The 16,508-nt window shown below is 46.2% G+C and carries 14 protein-coding genes; 1 reads left to right on the top strand and 13 read right to left on the bottom strand.

Going from position 1 to position 16,508, the window contains the following annotated elements; genetic code table 11:
• Positions 1-272: 272 nt before the first annotated feature.
• The 10 genes from QVA83_RS20680 to QVA83_RS20725 form a co-directional block, all read right to left on the bottom strand.
• Positions 273-1,874 (bottom strand): AbgT family transporter, encoded by a 1,602-nt coding sequence (locus QVA83_RS20680; RefSeq protein ID WP_502711478.1) that lies wholly within the window; start codon positions 1,872-1,874, stop codon positions 273-275.
• Positions 1,875-2,169: 295 nt separating this feature from the next.
• On the bottom strand, positions 2,170-3,051 hold the full coding sequence (gene hflC, locus QVA83_RS20685) for a protease modulator HflC (protein WP_014951089.1): 882 nt from the start codon (positions 3,049-3,051) through the stop codon (positions 2,170-2,172).
• Positions 3,052-3,056: 5 nt separating this feature from the next.
• Positions 3,057-4,208: an FtsH protease activity modulator HflK gene (gene hflK, locus QVA83_RS20690; RefSeq protein WP_014951090.1), complete on the bottom strand. Its 1,152-nt coding sequence runs from the start codon at positions 4,206-4,208 to the stop codon at positions 3,057-3,059.
• A gap of 67 nt (positions 4,209-4,275) precedes the next feature.
• Positions 4,276-5,565 carry a ribosome rescue GTPase HflX gene (gene hflX / locus QVA83_RS20695; RefSeq protein WP_014951091.1) on the bottom strand — a complete coding sequence of 430 codons (1,290 nt, stop codon included), beginning with the start codon at positions 5,563-5,565 and terminating at the stop codon, positions 4,276-4,278.
• A 17-nt stretch (positions 5,566-5,582) separates the two neighbouring features.
• On the bottom strand, positions 5,583-5,831 hold the full coding sequence (gene hfq / locus QVA83_RS20700) for an RNA chaperone Hfq (RefSeq protein ID WP_014951092.1): 249 nt from the start codon (positions 5,829-5,831) through the stop codon (positions 5,583-5,585).
• Positions 5,832-5,909: 78 nt separating this feature from the next.
• The gene (miaA, locus tag QVA83_RS20705) at positions 5,910-6,803 is read right to left on the bottom strand and encodes a tRNA (adenosine(37)-N6)-dimethylallyltransferase MiaA (RefSeq protein ID WP_051129072.1); all 894 of its coding nucleotides are present in this window, start codon (positions 6,801-6,803) and stop codon (positions 5,910-5,912) included.
• Between the two features lie 43 nt (positions 6,804-6,846).
• Positions 6,847-8,706 carry a DNA mismatch repair endonuclease MutL gene (gene mutL, locus QVA83_RS20710; protein ID WP_287498906.1) on the bottom strand — a complete coding sequence of 620 codons (1,860 nt, stop codon included), beginning with the start codon at positions 8,704-8,706 and terminating at the stop codon, positions 6,847-6,849.
• 94 nt (positions 8,707-8,800) lie between these two features.
• The gene (locus QVA83_RS20715; RefSeq protein ID WP_014951095.1) at positions 8,801-10,150 is read right to left on the bottom strand and encodes an N-acetylmuramoyl-L-alanine amidase; all 1,350 of its coding nucleotides are present in this window, start codon (positions 10,148-10,150) and stop codon (positions 8,801-8,803) included.
• Between the two features lie 85 nt (positions 10,151-10,235).
• Entirely contained in the window at positions 10,236-10,718 is a 483-nt protein-coding gene (tsaE, locus tag QVA83_RS20720) for a tRNA (adenosine(37)-N6)-threonylcarbamoyltransferase complex ATPase subunit type 1 TsaE (protein ID WP_014951096.1), read from the bottom strand.
• A gap of 74 nt (positions 10,719-10,792) precedes the next feature.
• A complete protein-coding gene (locus tag QVA83_RS20725; RefSeq protein WP_061486732.1) occupies positions 10,793-12,292 on the bottom strand; it encodes a bifunctional ADP-dependent NAD(P)H-hydrate dehydratase/NAD(P)H-hydrate epimerase in 1,500 nt (499 codons plus the stop codon).
• A gap of 6 nt (positions 12,293-12,298) precedes the next feature.
• Between QVA83_RS20725 and queG the strand changes: the two genes are divergently transcribed.
• Entirely contained in the window at positions 12,299-13,441 is a 1,143-nt protein-coding gene (queG, locus tag QVA83_RS20730) for a tRNA epoxyqueuosine(34) reductase QueG (RefSeq protein WP_287498907.1), read from the top strand.
• A 65-nt stretch (positions 13,442-13,506) separates the two neighbouring features.
• Here the strand turns inward: queG and QVA83_RS20735 are convergent, their stop codons facing one another.
• The 3 genes from QVA83_RS20735 to nudC all read right to left on the bottom strand — a co-directional run bounded on the left by QVA83_RS20735 (position 13,507) and on the right by nudC (position 16,347).
• Positions 13,507-14,130 (bottom strand): hypothetical protein, encoded by a 624-nt coding sequence (locus tag QVA83_RS20735; RefSeq protein WP_049585697.1) that lies wholly within the window; start codon positions 14,128-14,130, stop codon positions 13,507-13,509.
• Between the two features lie 23 nt (positions 14,131-14,153).
• Positions 14,154-15,245: a uroporphyrinogen decarboxylase gene (gene hemE / locus QVA83_RS20740; protein ID WP_014951100.1), complete on the bottom strand. Its 1,092-nt coding sequence runs from the start codon at positions 15,243-15,245 to the stop codon at positions 14,154-14,156.
• Between the two features lie 268 nt (positions 15,246-15,513).
• Positions 15,514-16,347 (bottom strand): NAD(+) diphosphatase, encoded by an 834-nt coding sequence (gene nudC, locus QVA83_RS20745; protein WP_287498908.1) that lies wholly within the window; start codon positions 16,345-16,347, stop codon positions 15,514-15,516.
• Positions 16,348-16,508 lie beyond the last annotated feature (161 nt).

The raw sequence follows: 16,508 nt of genomic DNA on the forward strand, positions 1-16,508 counted from the left end.
AGATTTGTATAAGAGTCAGCTGGTTGCCCGTGAGTAAAACCTTTGTTCGATTTGTATTTCATGTATTCATAGTCCGAGAAGTACTGCGCTATATCCGTATTATACTGAATTACCTTAGATTATGATCTGCCGTAACGTCAAAAAACTGAGATTACCGTGATAGATTTTAGGTATTAAAAAAGCGACATATGTTCGAAAATACTTTTCAAAAACATGTGCCGCTTTTAGCTCGCCACTTATTAAACTAGGTGGCTTTTGACCAAGCTATTTAATTAAGGCTGATAATATGTCGCCGCGCCTGGGCCAACTGGCATTCCGAGCAGAAACACCCAAATGTAGAATAATATTGTCCAGCCTACGATAAACACCATAGAGTAAGGCAACATCATTGCTATAAGCGTGCCCATTCCCAAGTCTTTCTTGTACCTTGCAGCCATGGCCAAGATTAGGCCGAAATAGCTCATCATTGGCGCGATGACGTTTGTTACTGAATCGCCGATACGGTATGCAGCTTGAATCACTTCAGGCGCGTAGCCTATGAGCATGAGCATTGGCACAAAAATAGGTGCTGTTACCGCCCATTGCGCTGATGCACTCCCTAGCGACAGGTTCACTACACCACACATCAAAATAAACAGAATAAACACCGCTGGGCCATCTAACCCTGCCGCTTGTAACAACGCAGCACCTTTAACGGCTAATACTGTACCTAGGTTTGTCCACTTGAAAAACGCAACAAACTGCGCAGCAAAGAATACTAGCGTAATGTAAAGACCCATTGCCCCCATGCTCTTAGACATGGCATCAATAACATCTTTGTCGTTCTTCATCGACTTGGTAACTTTACCGTAAACAAAGCCAGGAATAGCAAAGGTGATAAATATGAATGCAACAATGCCTTTAAGGAACGGAGAGCCCGCTACTTCACCTGTTTCTGGATGACGCAATATACCGTTTTCTGGCACTACCGTTAGCGCTAGTATCGCGCAAACAATAACAAACGATATACCTGCCCAACGCAGGCCTTTCTTTTCTAAATCCGTAGGCGCGTCCATTGATTGCTTGCCTAAATCTATGGAAGCATCAGCAGGGTCAAATTTACCGAGTCTCGGCTCAACAACCTTTTCGGTGACCAACGCGCCCATTGTGGCTACAACGAAGGTACTGATGAACATGAAGTACCAGTTTACTTCTGGACCTACCATATAGTCGGGGTCAATCATGTGAGCAGCGGCTTCCGTGATACCCGACAACAGTGGGTCGACAGTTCCAAGCAGTAGGTTGGCGCTATAGCCAGCCGATACACCTGCAAACGCGGCGGCCAGACCCGCTAACGGGTGACGACCTAACGAGTGGAAAATCATCGCGGCCAGTGGAATAAGTACCACGTAGCCAAGCTCTGATGCTGTGTTTGAAATGATACCTGCGAAGACGATAGCAAAGGTCACGGCACGTTTAGAGGCATTCATTACCAACGCGCGCATTGCTGCTGATAACAGGCCAGAATGTTCTGCTACCGATACACCAAGAAGCGCAACAAGTACGGTACCCAGTGGCGCAAAGCCTGTGAAATTGGTAACCAAGCCTGTCACTATTCGCTGCAAACCTTCTGCGCTCATCAGCGATATGACTTCAATCATACCGTCTTCTTCACGCCCCTTTGCACCTATTGGGCGAGGGTCAGCTACAGCAATGTCAAAGTAACCAAGTATCCCACTAAGTAACACAATGAAAAGTGAAAGCAGAGCGAACAGCGTTACTGGATGTGGGAGCAGGTTTCCTAACCATTCCACCGTGGTGAGAAATCGCGAGAATAACCCACCTTGTCCGCTCCTATCATCGGCAGACACTGTATTTGTATTTTCCGTTGTCAAAATCTTCCCTCTGTCGTTTATTGACGTCTACCACACCAAGGTTAATGCTGGGAAGGCATCAACCTTGTACATAAATAGTGACGTGTTTTAATAGTATTCAGACGGTATTTTACTCGATTTAGTAAAATTTTGGCAGTAGATAGGGTAAATGAAGGGTTAAGTCAGTGTACATTTTCCTAAATGGCCCGGCTACACAGATTAAATATAACTCGCTATATCATACCGTTAGCCTTTCAAAAGGCGTAAAAAAACCAGTCTAAAAAGACTGGTTTTTAAAGCTTCAAATTACGGCTATTTAGTTACCGTTTGACTTGTTCATATACTTGAAGAAGTCGCTGTCTGGTGCAATAACCATGACATCTTGTTTGCTGTTAAAGCTTTGCTTATACGCGTCCATACTGCGCAGGAAGCTGTAAAAATCAGCGTTCTTTGAGTAAGCGTCAGCGTAAATTTGTGCCGCAATCGCATCACCTTCACCGCGAAGTTGACGTGCATTACGCTCAGCATCAGCAAGCATTACCGTTACCTTCGCATCAATGTTTGCCTTAATGACTTCGGCTTGCTCTTGACCTTCTGAACGATGCTCACGAGCTACGGCGGCACGCTCTGCGCGCATACGCTGGAAGATCGAGTTGCTCACTTCAGTGGGTAAGTTAATCTGCTTAACGCGTACGTCTACAATTTCAATACCAAGCTCATCAGACGATGTAGAAGCTTGTTCCATTGCCTGGTTCATAAGCGCTGAACGCTCACCAGAAACGATTTGTGCAATAGTACGAGTACCAAACTCAGAACGTAGGCCGTTGTTTACTTTTTGCTTCAGTAGCGCTTCTGCTTGCAGCTTGTTGCCACCCGTTGATAGGTAGTAACGTGCAAAGTCTTCTATGCGCCACTTAACATAAGAGTCAACAATCAGGTCTTTCTTCTCGCTTGTTACAAAGCGATCAGGCGTTCCATCCAACGTTTGAATACGCGCATCTAAATGGCGTACCGAGTCAATAAACGGAAGTTTAAAGTGTAAACCTGGCTCAAAAACCCGAGTTTCACCGGTCGCGTCATCGCGCTGAACCTTACCAAATTGAATAACAATGGCACGCTCACCCTCTTTAACTGCAAACAGAGAACCTGATGCAAGCAAAACAAGAAGAACGAATGCTGCTATTAATAAATTCTTCATTATGCTTATCTCCCTTCTCTGTAGCTGTCACCGCGTAAACCAGAGGTTGGCGACGAATTACGGCTTCTGCCTGAAGTATCAGTTACAGGTGTTTGTAAGCTTTCTAGCGTGTTGCGTGAGCGATCGTTAGACGACGACTGCTGACGCTCCATAATTTTATCCAGAGGCAGGTACATCATGTTGTTTCCGCCTTTGCTATCAACCATGATTTTGCTGGTGTTACCCAACACTTCTTCCATGGTTTCAAGATAGATACGTTCGCGAGTAACCTGAGGTGCGCGCTCATATTGTGGAAGCAGCTCTTCAAAACGTGCCACTTCACCCTGCGCTTCCAACGTTACACGCTCTTTATAGGCTTGCGCTTCTTCATTCATACGATTTACTTGACCACGTGCACGTGGCTCAATCTCTCTCGCATAAGCTTCAGCTTCACGAATAAAACGTTGTTCATCTTCCTGTGCAGCAATCGCATCATCAAAAGCATCTTTAACTTGCTCTGGTGGGCGGGCATCACGGAAGTTCATATCGATAATGGAAACACCCATGTTGTAGGGTTCAATGATCGCTTGAAGCTCTTCCCATACACGCTGACGCGTTACTTCACGGCCGTCGGTAAGTACGTCGTCCATTTTAGAGTGGCCAACTACGTAGCGAATAGCGCTATCAAGAGACTGACTTAAACTCTGCTCAGGGCTTTCAACGGCAAACGTCCAACGATATGGGTCTACAACGCGAAATTGCATTTCCATTTGAACGCTTACCACGTTTTCGTCTTCTGTAAGCATAGAGCCTGAAGATGACTGGTCGCGAATTGACTGAACATCAACTGGGATTACTGAGTCAATGAACGTTGGCGCCCAACGAAGACCCGGCTCAACCTGCTCGTGATACTCACCGAAGCGAAGCACTACGCCACGCTCTGCTTCACGAATAGTGTAAAAACCACTAATGAACCAAATTACGACAAGTAAACCTACAAGAATACCAGCGCCGATACCACCTAGGCTTTTGCCTGAGCCGCCACCGTTGCCACCTGACTTTCCAAACTTACCAAATAAGTTCTTAAAAACATCGTCCAAATCTGGGGGACCTTGCTCTTTCCCACCGCGATTCTTCCACGGGTCGTTATTATTGCCACCCGGCTCATTCCAAGCCATGCTGATACTCCATAGATTACTGTTATATTTTTGAATTTCGCATGCTCAATGCAGTGACTAGCACTGACTAATGTCGCACAACATACTCTGATATTCCGTTTTCCAGACGTTTTTCAAGTCTGTTCCAGTCAGCGGCGGGCATTCTTACATCAACTACCCAGTCTCCCTGACTGTCGTATTCTTCACTAGCAATACAGTTTAGTTCGTACAACACGCCGCGCAATCGACTTTGTGCAGGCGGAATCTTTAATGTGTAATTCACCATACTTTTACCTAAACATTCGGTTAAAGCTTGGCTCAATAATTCCGTTCCTTCGCCTGTTTGTGCAGATAGCCACACTCTGACAGGCACGCCTTCGTCGTTTCTTTCTATACGCGGTTGAACGTCGTCTAGTTTATCAATCTTATTACAGATTAGTAATTGTTGAATCTCTCCAGCTTCAATTTCTTCAAGTACATCATTAACTTCATCCATGGTTTCGCGATATTTTGCATCAGCAATATCAACCACATGGAGCAGTAAATCTGCTTCTTGAGTCTCTTGAAGTGTCGCTTTAAACGCAGCAACGAGGTCGTGGGGAAGATGACGAATAAAACCTACCGTGTCGGCTAAAATAGCCGGCCCTACGTCTTTTAAATCGATTTTGCGTAACGTGGGATCTAGCGTTGCAAACAGCTGATCGGCAGCGTAAACGTGTGAGTCGGTAATGGTGTTAAACAGCGTCGATTTTCCCGCATTCGTATAGCCAACTAAGGATACCGTTGGAATTTCAGCGCGTTTGCGCGAGCGGCGACCCTGCTCGCGTTGCTTTTGCACTTTTTCCAAACGACGAAGAATGGCTTTAATACGACCACGAAGTAGCCGACGGTCAGTTTCTAGCTGTGTCTCACCTGGACCGCGAAGACCAATACCACCTTTTTGACGCTCAAGGTGGGTCCATCCTCTGATGAGACGAGTTGAGATATGCCTCAACTGGGCTAGTTCGACCTGAAGCTTACCCTCATGTGTTCTTGCGCGCTGCGCAAAAATATCAAGAATTAGCCCCGTTCTATCTAACACCCGGCATTTACACACCGCTTCTAAATTACGCTCCTGAGAAGGAGAAAGCGCGTGGTTGAAAATAACAACGTTGGCATCGTGTGCTTTCACTGCCGCTGCTATTTCCTCTGCCTTACCTGAACCAACAAAAAACTTAGCATGAGGCGCACTGCGCGAAGTCGTAATAACTTCTACCGCATTAACCCCTGCTGAAGACACAAGCAATTCAAGCTCACTTAAGTCTTCTTTACTGTTCTCGTCGGAAAAATTAACATGAACAAGTACAGCCTGTTCACCGGCTTCATAACGGTCAAACAAGCGCGTTACCTTTTAAATTATTCACCTTTAGTATTTTCAGAATCTCCTGCGCTAGGCATTGTGATAGCGCGTGCTGGAACAACAGTAGAAATCGCGTGCTTATACACCATTTGGCTTACTGTGTTCTTCAGTAAAATTACGAACTGGTCGAAAGATTCAACCTGTCCCTGAAGTTTAATACCGTTTACCAGATAAATTGATACTGGAATACGTTCCTTACGCAAAGCGTTCAAGAATGGGTCTTGTAAAGATTGCCCTTTAGCCATTTGATATCCTTAGTTTTTATTATTCGTGATAGGAATTTCACTATCACTGCACGTCTAATATATACCACACTCAAACATTTAAAGTGTGACTTTCGCTGTAATTTTAGTCAAATTATCGTTAGCAAATGTGTCTAGCCATGTAACCTGCTCCCAGCCCCGTAACCACGTGAGCTGACGCTTGGCGAGCTGTCTTGTAGCGATAATGCCTCTTTCACGCATTTCTGCGTAACTCAATTGGCCGTCTAGGTACTGCCACATCTGTCTGTACCCTACCGAACGAATAGAAGGCAAATCTTCATGAAGATCACTGCGTTCGTAGAGCTTTACTACTTCATTCTCAAACCCTTGCTCCAACATCAAATCAAAGCGGGTCGCTATACGTTCGTGCAACACTGCCCTGTCTGCGGGCGCTATGGCAAATTGTGCAATGTTATAAGGGCACTTTTCACCCTCTTGTTGTTGCCAATGTGTCAACGTCTTGCCGGTACTTCTATACACTTCCAGCGCACGGGTAATTCGCTGTGGGTCGTTGGGGTGAATTCTCTCACCACTAATTGGGTCTACACCACGTAATTCATCGTGTAATTTAGACCAACCCAAGCGTTGTGCCTGCTGTGTTATTTCGTCCCGTATCTTTTCATCTGACTTAGGTAGTGGCGAAATTCCATTTATCAAGGCATTAAAGTACATCATTGTACCTCCAGCCAAAATTGGCACCTTGCCACGCGCTAAAATATCGCCAATTAGCGCATTAGTGTCGTTTACAAATTGCGACACCGAATAGCTTTGTGCAGGGTCGATAATATCAATTAGATGATGTACTACACCTGCTTGCTCTTCCTGCGTTGGCTTCGCAGTGCCGATGTCCATACCTTTATAAACAAGGGCTGAATCAACACTAATTACTTCGCTTTCAACCTTGGCCGCTATATCAAGCGCCAAGCCTGTCTTGCCTGATGCCGTGGGGCCCATAATTGCTATTACTGGCAATGCAGAATTTATGCCATTGGACACCTTATTCTCCCCATACATCTAGCACTGAATTTAAGGGGCGCACTTTAGCAAATTGCTCAATAATTTCCCATTGTTTCACTTCGCTCTGCTGATCCAACCAGTACCACAGCGCATTTGATGTCTCTTCATCTAAAACATGTTCAGGCAAAACCAATGATTTTACGGCATCATCAAGTGAATTTACTTCATCATTTAGTTCAACTAATAAGAAGTATTCAAACCACTTGAGCCACGGCAAGTGCCTGGTGCCGGCCGGCACCTGTTGCAGCCGATATTTGCCAGCCACTTTATTCACTTCAAAATGCGCGTCGTTTAGCAGTGTAACCAGTTGCTCATTGACATTATTGAGCGAAACAGCAACGGGCATTAACAACGGTTGTCCATGCTGCGCTTTTAAAAATAGTTCGCTTAACCAGATACTTGCAACTTTAGTTGCACAAAGAAGGTAAATTTTTTCTGATTTTGGGTAAATTCTACACTGGGAAGTTAGATTAACGTGCTCTGCAACGGGCATCGGGTCTGCATTGTTGTTAATAATGTCGCTATTTGGCGTCATTAACGCATTGTAATTTGACTGATATGCCGCACTTGGCCCTCGACTTTGCTTATGTGCAGCGCCACCACTTCGTCCACCACTGGCACTTCCCGAGGATGTATTTCTTGGACTGCCTGTAAATTGCCCATAAGACTGTGGCGCGCCTTGCGAGATTCCCCCCGTCGAGTAACGAGAAGACTCGTTGAGCGCCTGTGCATTATCCGACGTTTGATTCTGTAAAGGCCTAATGTAATCGTGTTCTACCTGAGAAGACATGAAATCTGAGCCCGAAGGACGGCTTGCGTCCATTCCTGATAAAGGCTGTTCGTCGGTCATGGCATGCAGCGCATCACTCACGGTTTTACAGATAAAGTCGTGTACCAATCTGCCTTGTTGAAACCTCACCTCATGCTTGGCGGGATGAACATTTACATCCACATCTTTAGGGTTAACCGTTAAGTACACCACAAAGCTTGGTTGCTCCACCACCCCCCAAACGCTTTCGTACGCTTGGCGAATAGCGTGCATAATAAGCTTATCTCGCATGCCTCTGCCGTTAACAAAACTGAACTGGCAATCATTACTGCTGCGAAGCATGGCCTCATTACCTAGCCAAGCATCAATGTGAAGACCTTCATACTCGGTACTAATATGTACGGCGTTTTGAACAAACTTTTGTCCAACCACAGCGCCAATTCGGGTGGCTAAACTGCCTGCTTTGTCGGCGATAAAGCGCTTTGCTACTTTATCGTTGTGTTTTAAAACAAATGAAACCTTGGGATAGCTCAGTGCTATGCGTTTTATGACTTCTTCAATATGCTGAAATTCGGTTTTTTCGGTGCGTAAAAACTTACGTCTTGCTGGCGTGTTGTAAAACAGATCTGCCACGTCAATTGTGGTGCCAACAGGGTGGGCCGCTGGCTGGATATATACCGCCATTTCCCTACCCTCACAATAGGCCTGCCACGCCTCACCTTGAGACTCAGTGCGCGATGTCAGTGTTAACCGGCTTACCGAGCTAATACTGGCCAGCGCTTCGCCACGAAAGCCAAGAGAGAGAATTTGTTCTAAGTCATCCAGAGTGGTGATTTTGCTGGTTGCATGGCGACTCAATGCCAGCTGCAGTTCACTTTTGACAATGCCTGACCCATTGTCTTTTATTCGAATGCGTTTGTGGCCACCTTTTTCAATATCGACTTCTATTTTGGTGGCACCAGCATCAAGGCTGTTTTCTAGTAATTCTTTAACCACAGACGCGGGGCGCTCAACCACTTCACCAGCGGCAATCTGGTTTGCAAGTTGGGGAGATAAAAGCTGTATAGGCAAAGGACTACCCTATGATATTAACTATATGGATTCGTGGCGATACGACATGTAAGTGCAATGAGTGCTGAAAAAGCCGATGAAACAAAACCTAGGTTTAGGTTCTCGGAATATTTAGTACCTGCCCTACGCGTACAACATCACTTGAAAGATCATTCGCTGCTTTGATGCTGCTTACTTTTACATTGTAACGCTGTGCTAATAACGAGAGCGACTCGCCGCTTCTTACTTTGTGCGTTCGGTTGTTCGCCCTTTCTTGTGCCCACAGTGTACCATCAGGGGGAACTTGCTTGAAGTAACGCTTAGTCGCATTAAACATGGCATTCGCTAAGCGTTCGCGATGTTTAGACCAGTTCAGATTCTTCTCTTCTTGCGGATTAGAAATGAAACCAACTTCAACCAAAATAGAGGGGATGTCAGGCGCGGTCAAAACTGCAAAACTGGCGGCTTGTGGTTTTCTTTTATGCAGACTGGTCACCTGCTTTAGCTCTTCAACCACTTTATTACCTAAATCGTGGCTGGTCGCCATGCTGTGATCCATCGATAAACCCAGTATGGTTTCAGTAAGATATCGCTCGCTTGATTTATCATTGATCACTTCAGCTGCACCACCGAGTAATTCAGAGTGACGTTCAGATTTCTCTAGCCAGCGGCCTAATTCAGTGTCTGCTCTTCGCATGGATAGTACCCACACCGAACCACCTCGCGGTTGAGGCTGACTAAACGCATCGGCGTGGATGGAAATAAGCAAATCGGCTTTTTTCTCGCGCGCAATTTCAGGACGTCGATTAGGAGAAACATAATAATCATCGCCACGAGTCATGATGGCGCGCATACCTCGCTCCCGGTTTATCATGTCTTCCAGTTTTTTGGCGATACTCAGGGTGATGTGCTTTTCATAGGTACCAGCCGGACCGATTGAACCTGGGTCATGTCCACCATGCCCGGCGTCGATGGCGACGATAATGTCTCGGTCTCGGGCACTGGTAGAATCATCAATAACGACAGAGCCAGTTGATGCCGACGCTGATAACGTTGGCGACGGCTTCGGCGCGCTATCTGGTAAATCGACAACCAGCCTGTGTCCGTAAGCACCATCGGGGGTTACTGCAAATAACGAGGGCTTTGTATTTCTATTGAGCTCAACAACCACTCTGGCAGATGATTTGTTTTTCGGCGTGGAGTAGCGCAGCTTTTTAATCAAATCACCGCTGTTTTCAATACCAGAAAGCTTAGCGGTGTCGCTGGTGTTATTAAGATCGATGACAAGCCGAAGCGGATTTTTGAGCGTAAAATAGGTGAACTCTGGCGCTGATTTCATATCGAAAACAACGCGCGTATTGTCCGGCGACGGCCATATCCTAACCCCGTCGATGTTATTTTGCGCACCGTGTGCGAATTGCACGACGAAACACAATAATAATACCGAAACTATACTGCGCACCATAATTAGCCTTTCTGTTATTGTTATGCTGCTCTCGTCAACTCCGGAGCGGCTATTTATTCAGTTTTTCTTTCATTTCGCATTTGCGCTAAACGCGCTTGCATTGCTGAAGCAATTTCGCACCGTGGGCACTTTTTGCTTCCAAATTAAACTGCCTACCCGATGGCGTAATATTTATACTAATCACTAAGTCTGGGGATGCCAAGTATTCGCCCCCTTTTTCCGACCATTCAATAAGCGCGATAGCGCCCGAACCAAAGTAATCGCGAATTCCCATGAACTCTAACTCTTCTGGGTCGGCTAAGCGATACAGGTCGAAGTGATAGATATTGACGCCATCCAACTCATAAGGTTCAACCAATGTATAGGTTGGACTTTTAACGCTACCTGAATGACCTAAAGATTGAATGAAATATCGGCTAAATGTCGTTTTCCCTGCACCTAAGTCGCCGTTTAAATAAATAACAGCATCGGTAGGGAGTTGACTCGAAACAGCCTGCGCTAAATCTCTGGCAAGCTGCGCAGTATCATCTACTTCATTAGCAAAAAAAGAGGTATGCGGGTAAGACATCAACAATATTCCACAGTAATAGAAAGCCGAATAACACAGTAGATGCCTGCCCGTTCAAGACAAAACCACGCTAACTAGTGGTTTATAAGCGCACGTACTGCGTCAAACAAATCGCTCGCTATCATACCACGTTGACCATACAGTTGGGCAATATCATCGCCAGCCTTAGCATGAAGCACTACACCATATTTCGCTGCAATATCTGTTTCTACGCCTTGCGCGAGCAACGCGCCCAATATTCCGCTTAATACATCACCGCTTCCTGCGGTAGCCATACCTGGATTACCGTGACGGCAAACCCAGGTTTTCTTTTCATTGTCGATAAGCGTGCCCGCTCCTTTTAGTACACAGACTGCGTGGTATCGCTGTGAGCACTGCCTTGCGTAGTTAAAACGGTCGCTTTCTACATCATCAATAGAAACACCGAGTAAACGCGCAGCTTCGCCCGCGTGAGGGGTTAAAATACTGTCAGACAAGGTGTACGCGGTTGACTGCTGACACAACAGATTTAGCGCGTCAGCATCAATGACCACAGGCTTATTGTGGCTTTGACAGTGCTTCATGGTGGTTTCAAATGCGCTTTCTGCCCATTCATCTTGCCCAAGACCCGGTCCAATAACCACACAGGTTGCCCAAGCTAATGCATCTTCCAAATTAAAGTCGGTGACCATGAGTTCAGGTCTGCCTGCACTGACCTGAACGACTGACGACTCATGGGTATACACGCGTACCATGCCCGCACCACTTCTCAGCGCGGCTTCACTGGCGAGTCGAATGGCACCTGCTGTTCCACGGTTACCGCCAATGCACAACAGTCGACCATAAGTCCCTTTATGACTGTTAATCTCCCGTGGCCCCATACCTTTAAAGTGGTCGATATTTAGCATGGTCGCGCTCGCTTTAGCTAATGCTTGGAACGCTTTGCCGATACCCAAGTCCGCATACACTAACTTACCGCACGATTGTTTACCCGCACCAGTAACAAGCCCCGGCTTAATGCCCACAAAAGTAACGGTGATATCAGCCTGAACACATCGCCCCAGGCTCTGTCCTGTATTTGCATCAAGCCCTGACGGCACATCAACGCTTACAACCGGTGTTGATGACGCATTCACCGCATCAATGATGTCTGCAAACTCATTGCGAATATAGCTATTAATACCTGTACCAAGAAGCGCATCTATCACTACGTCAGACTTCTCGAGGAGCGCAGCGTCAAACCCATTGATACTGCCTCCTGAATCGAGCCAGCGCTGCTGTGCTTTGCCAGCATCACCATCCAGCGTACGTTCAGGCTCAACCGCACATAAGTGCACTTGTTTACCCGCAAGTTTTGCGTTTATTGCTGCAATGTAGCCGTCACCCGCATTGTTACCTTGGCCCACCAGCACTAAGTAAACGTCTGAGTTTGGCATAAGCTCAAGACACTGCTTAAACACCACATCACCAGCTCGTTGCATCAACGTGAACATATCGCAGCCCGAATTCGCGGCGGCTTGTCCCTCATTTTCCCTAACCTGATCGGCCCGAAATAATTTGTATGATAAACTTGACGTTAATTGAGTATCTAGCATGAGCACATGTCCGAATTTAGTTCTATCGACCTTGTTGAATTAACCAACAATATCAAGGCTTGGGGTACAGCGCTAGGCTTTCAGCAGGTTGGCATCAGCGATATTGATCTACATCAGCACGAGGCGCACCTTCGGGAATGGTTAGACAATGGGTATCACGGTGACATGGCCTTTATGGAGAGTCATGGGATGAAGCGTGCCCGGCCTGATGAGTTGGTCCCAGGAACATTACGGGTTATCAGCGTTCGCATGAACTACTTACCTCCTGACGCCTCGTTTGCCAAGCATTTAAAAACGCCAGAAATAGGATACATCAGCCGCTATGCATTGGGCCGTGACTACCACAAAGTGCTGCGCAAACGTCTGAAGCAATTGGGTGAGAAAATCACCGCATCCCTGGCGCATACCCAATATCGCCCGTTTGTAGACTCAGCCCCCGTATTGGAACACGCTATTGCTGAAAAAGCGGGTATTGGCTGGACGGGGAAACACAGCCTGACACTCAACAAAGAAGCCGGCTCTTGGTTCTTCTTAGGTGAGCTGTTCATCAATTTGCCATTACCCACTGACTCACCAATTGAAGAGGGTTGCGGCACCTGCACGGCGTGTCTAACCATCTGCCCGACCAATGCAATTGTTGCGCCTTATAAAGTAGATGCCCGTCGCTGTATTTCCTATCTCACCATTGAATCACACAAAGATATTCCCGAAGATTTGCGCCCCATGATGGGCAATCGCATTTATGGCTGTGACGATTGCCAACTTGTTTGCCCTTGGAATCGCTTTGCCGACGTTACCAGTGAAGAAGATTTCCACCCGCGACAAGTGCTACACGGCCAAAGTCTCAATGCGCTTTTCGGCTGGTCTGAAGAAACCTTCTTGCGCAATACGGAAGGCTCTCCCATCAGGCGGATTGGCTTTGAGAAGTGGCAGCGTAATATTGCCGTTGCGTTAGGAAACGCTCCGTATGATGAACAAAGCATTCTGCTTTTGAAAGAAAGACGAGGGAGCGTGAGTGACTTGGTGGACAGACATATTGATTGGGCCCTTAGGCGGCAGCAAGAGAAGCAACAAGCGTCTGATGCAAAAAACAGGCAGCAAGCGCGGCTTATTCGCGTAATTGAAAAAGGTTTACCAAGAGACGCCTAACGCCAGTACACGTTTGAATAAGGCATACCGCGAATTCAATTAGTCTAGCTATATAGGTTTTAGGGTTAACCCGCCGAAGCAAGCTGACTGTTTAAATCGGCCTGAGTGCTATTCCGATAACGCACACGAGCATTTGGCGAATGGGATGCGGCGAAAGAAACGTTAAGTTTCAGGCCTCGTTGTGCCACTTGCGTGGTTATGATGGGCGAGCCGAATTCCCACCACGGCTCCTGTTCCAATGCTTCAATAACTCGCGACAGCTCAGTTTCAGAACCGTCATACTCACCCGTTATTTCGCAATGTCCGTTCTCACATTTTACCGAGTCTAAAACAAAGCGCTCGTTGTTAGGCGGCAGCGCAAAAAACGTATTGAGTGAGCCTTCGGTTTTCGTGTAGAAAACCTCTGGCGCCATGATTTGGACATTCTCAGCAACGGGGGCAACATTCATCTCTCCGTTTTTTGTAACGCTTGTATCCAAGAGCACCGCACCTGTATCATTTGAAACCAACTTGGCGGCGGGCTTAATAACTTTCAGCTCACTCGTTTCGGTGGCACGTGAGCGCGCTAACACATTGGTTAGTCGCTCTTTTTCTGCATTGGATTCACTGAGTTGGTGTTGATAGCCAGAAAATTTATACCCCGCTATCAATGCAAACGCTATCAGCAACAACACAAGCCACGTTTTCATTTTACTTCCTTTATCGAAGTCGCTTACTTGTGATATTGCTTACTAAGTTCATGTACCGCATTAACGAACACACCTGCATTTTCAGGTGGTACGTCTAGATGGATACCGTGACCTAAATTAAATACGTGACCGCTACCTTCACCGTAACCTTCTAGAATGGACGCCACTTCTTGCTCAATTCTTTGCGGTTGAGCATACAGCATTGATGGATCCATATTACCTTGAAGTGCAACTTTATCGCCAATGCGCGCACGCGCTTCTTTAATGTCGATAGTCCAGTCTAAACCTACTGCGTCGCAGCCTGTCGCCGCAATCGATTCTAGCCACATGCCACCGTTTTTGGTGAACAAGGTAACAGGTACTTTACGGCCTTCATTTTCACGGGTCAGCCCACTTACAATGCGCTCCATGTACTGAAGCGAGAATTCTTTGTAGTCACGAGGAGATAACACGCCACCCCAAGTATCAAATACCATGACTGACTGCGCGCCCGCAGCGATTTGAGCATTTAGATACTCAGTAACAGAATCAGCCAGTTTTGCTAGTAACGCATGAAGCGTTGCTGGCTCAGCAAATGCCATTTTCTTGATTTTGGTAAAGGCTTTACTTGAACCACCTTCAATCATGTAAGTCGCGAGTGTCCAAGGGCTTCCAGAAAAACCAATTAATGGCACTTCACCTTTAAGCTCACGGCGAATAGTACGAACGGCATTCATTACGTACTGTAATTCACCTTCTGGATCAGGAAGGCCTATTTTATCCACATCCGCTTTACACGTGATTGGATTTTTAAAGCGAGGGCCTTCACCTGTTTCAAAGTAAAGACCGAGGCCCATCGCATCTGGAATGGTCAAAATATCCGAAAAGAGAATTGCAGCGTCGAGAGGAAAACGACGTAAAGGTTGTAGCGTCACCTCACATGCAAGTTCTGCATTCTTGCACAACGACATAAAATCGCCTGCTACTGCACGAGTCGCTTTGTACTCTGGGAGGTAGCGCCCGGCTTGTCGCATCATCCATACAGGTGTGACATCAACCGGCTGCTTAAGTAACGCACGTAAGTAACGATCGTTCTTTAACGCGGGCTTATCAACACTGGGGAAATTTTGCGACATATAACTCACCTAAATTACTGAAGATATTTAAGCGCGAAAGTATACCAGTATTCTTAACTAAGGTGTGCTAAAACCTGTATTAAAAAATCAATGTTTTAACGACAAATCGGTGTAGTGTCGATTATTAAAGACAAACAATACTTGAACATTACTTTAAAAAGACGCTTGCACTTAAAGTGAGTGTTTGCTATTACTATAACCGTTAAAGAAAAGAAGCCCTACATGGGACCGTGCTAGACTTATTGAAACCCTGCCTCGGCAGGGTTTTTTATTTGTCGCCGATTAGAGACACCGTTTCAGCAATTAGCTGTCCAGCGATGGATACTTTAGGTGGAATAGTCGGCAACGCATCTATGTCAAACCACTTCGCGTCATCTATCTCGTTTTCCTGACAGCGAATTTCCCCGTCGTCATACTCAGCAATAAACCCAACCATAAGAGAATGTGGAAATGGCCAAGGTTGACTGTTGAAGTAGCGTAAATTTTTGACCTTCACCCCGACTTCCTCAAAAACTTCTCTATGGACCGCTTGCTCCAAGCTTTCTCCACTCTCCACAAAGCCCGCTAGGGTTGAATACATATTCGATTCCCTGTGGCGTACTCCTTTTGCTAGAAGAATTTTTTCATTGTTATGGATAGAAACAATGATGCAGGGAGACACGCGTGGATAGCTTCGATGCTGACAACGGTGACAGTGCATCGCCATTTCCCAATCTACTCGCTCTGCCTTTGCACCACATTGCCCACAAAATTGATGAGTTCGCAAAAAATGAATGTACTGCCAGGCGCGCCCAATAACGGAAAACGCAATATCGTGCTCAGCAAACAGTAGTTGTCTGAGTGAAACTCGCTCCCAACCTGGTTCATCAATATGTTCGGCACCTAAATCGACAACAAAAACAGGCATATCGCGCTCTGCTGTCTCGTTCAAAGGAGGAAGTTGATGAATATCATCTACGTAAGACGCTAAGAAAGGAATATCGGTTAGGTGAGCAACAGGAATAGACTCAGAAGACTCTTGCACTACGATTTTGCCTCGGCTAAAAACAACCCACATAGCTTGCTGAGCAGTTAACTTTGCCTCGTCTAACTTTATCATCATTGCACGTCACTCCTGTTTTCAGGTGCTTAATACTACACTATTAAAAGGCGTATTGATCGTTCCGTACATTTTGAAAAGAAGTTTTTCGCGCAAAATTTGTGTCGCTAGTGCACAGTGTTATACTGAAACTTATTGTCGCTAAACGGGTAACACATCAAAAT

Origin of the sequence: Alteromonas sp. AO-Serp (assembly GCF_017849675.1) — a bacterium.
Classification (GTDB): Bacteria; Pseudomonadota; Gammaproteobacteria; order Enterobacterales; family Alteromonadaceae; genus Alteromonas; species Alteromonas macleodii.

What these genes read in the sequence shown, in the direction of transcription:
- hflC (WP_014951089.1), bottom strand. Translation starts at nt 3,051, where the DNA reads ATGAAGAATTTATTAATAGCAGCATTCGTTCTTCTTGTTTTGCTTGCA.
- hflK (WP_014951090.1), bottom strand. Translation starts at nt 4,208, where the DNA reads ATGGCTTGGAATGAGCCGGGTGGCAATAATAACGACCCGTGGAAGAAT.
- hfq (WP_014951092.1), bottom strand. Translation starts at nt 5,831, where the DNA reads ATGGCTAAAGGGCAATCTTTACAAGACCCATTCTTGAACGCTTTGCGT.
- miaA (WP_051129072.1), bottom strand. Translation starts at nt 6,803, where the DNA reads ATGGGCCCCACGGCATCAGGCAAGACAGGCTTGGCGCTTGATATAGCG.
- QVA83_RS20715 (WP_014951095.1), bottom strand. Translation starts at nt 10,150, where the DNA reads ATGGTGCGCAGTATAGTTTCGGTATTATTATTGTGTTTCGTCGTGCAA.
- tsaE (WP_014951096.1), bottom strand. Translation starts at nt 10,718, where the DNA reads ATGTCTTACCCGCATACCTCTTTTTTTGCTAATGAAGTAGATGATACT.
- QVA83_RS20725 (WP_061486732.1), bottom strand. Translation starts at nt 12,292, where the DNA reads ATGCTAGATACTCAATTAACGTCAAGTTTATCATACAAATTATTTCGG.
- queG (WP_287498907.1), top strand. Translation starts at nt 12,299, where the DNA reads ATGTCCGAATTTAGTTCTATCGACCTTGTTGAATTAACCAACAATATC.
- QVA83_RS20735 (WP_049585697.1), bottom strand. Translation starts at nt 14,130, where the DNA reads ATGAAAACGTGGCTTGTGTTGTTGCTGATAGCGTTTGCATTGATAGCG.
- hemE (WP_014951100.1), bottom strand. Translation starts at nt 15,245, where the DNA reads ATGTCGCAAAATTTCCCCAGTGTTGATAAGCCCGCGTTAAAGAACGAT.
- nudC (WP_287498908.1), bottom strand. Translation starts at nt 16,347, where the DNA reads ATGATGATAAAGTTAGACGAGGCAAAGTTAACTGCTCAGCAAGCTATG.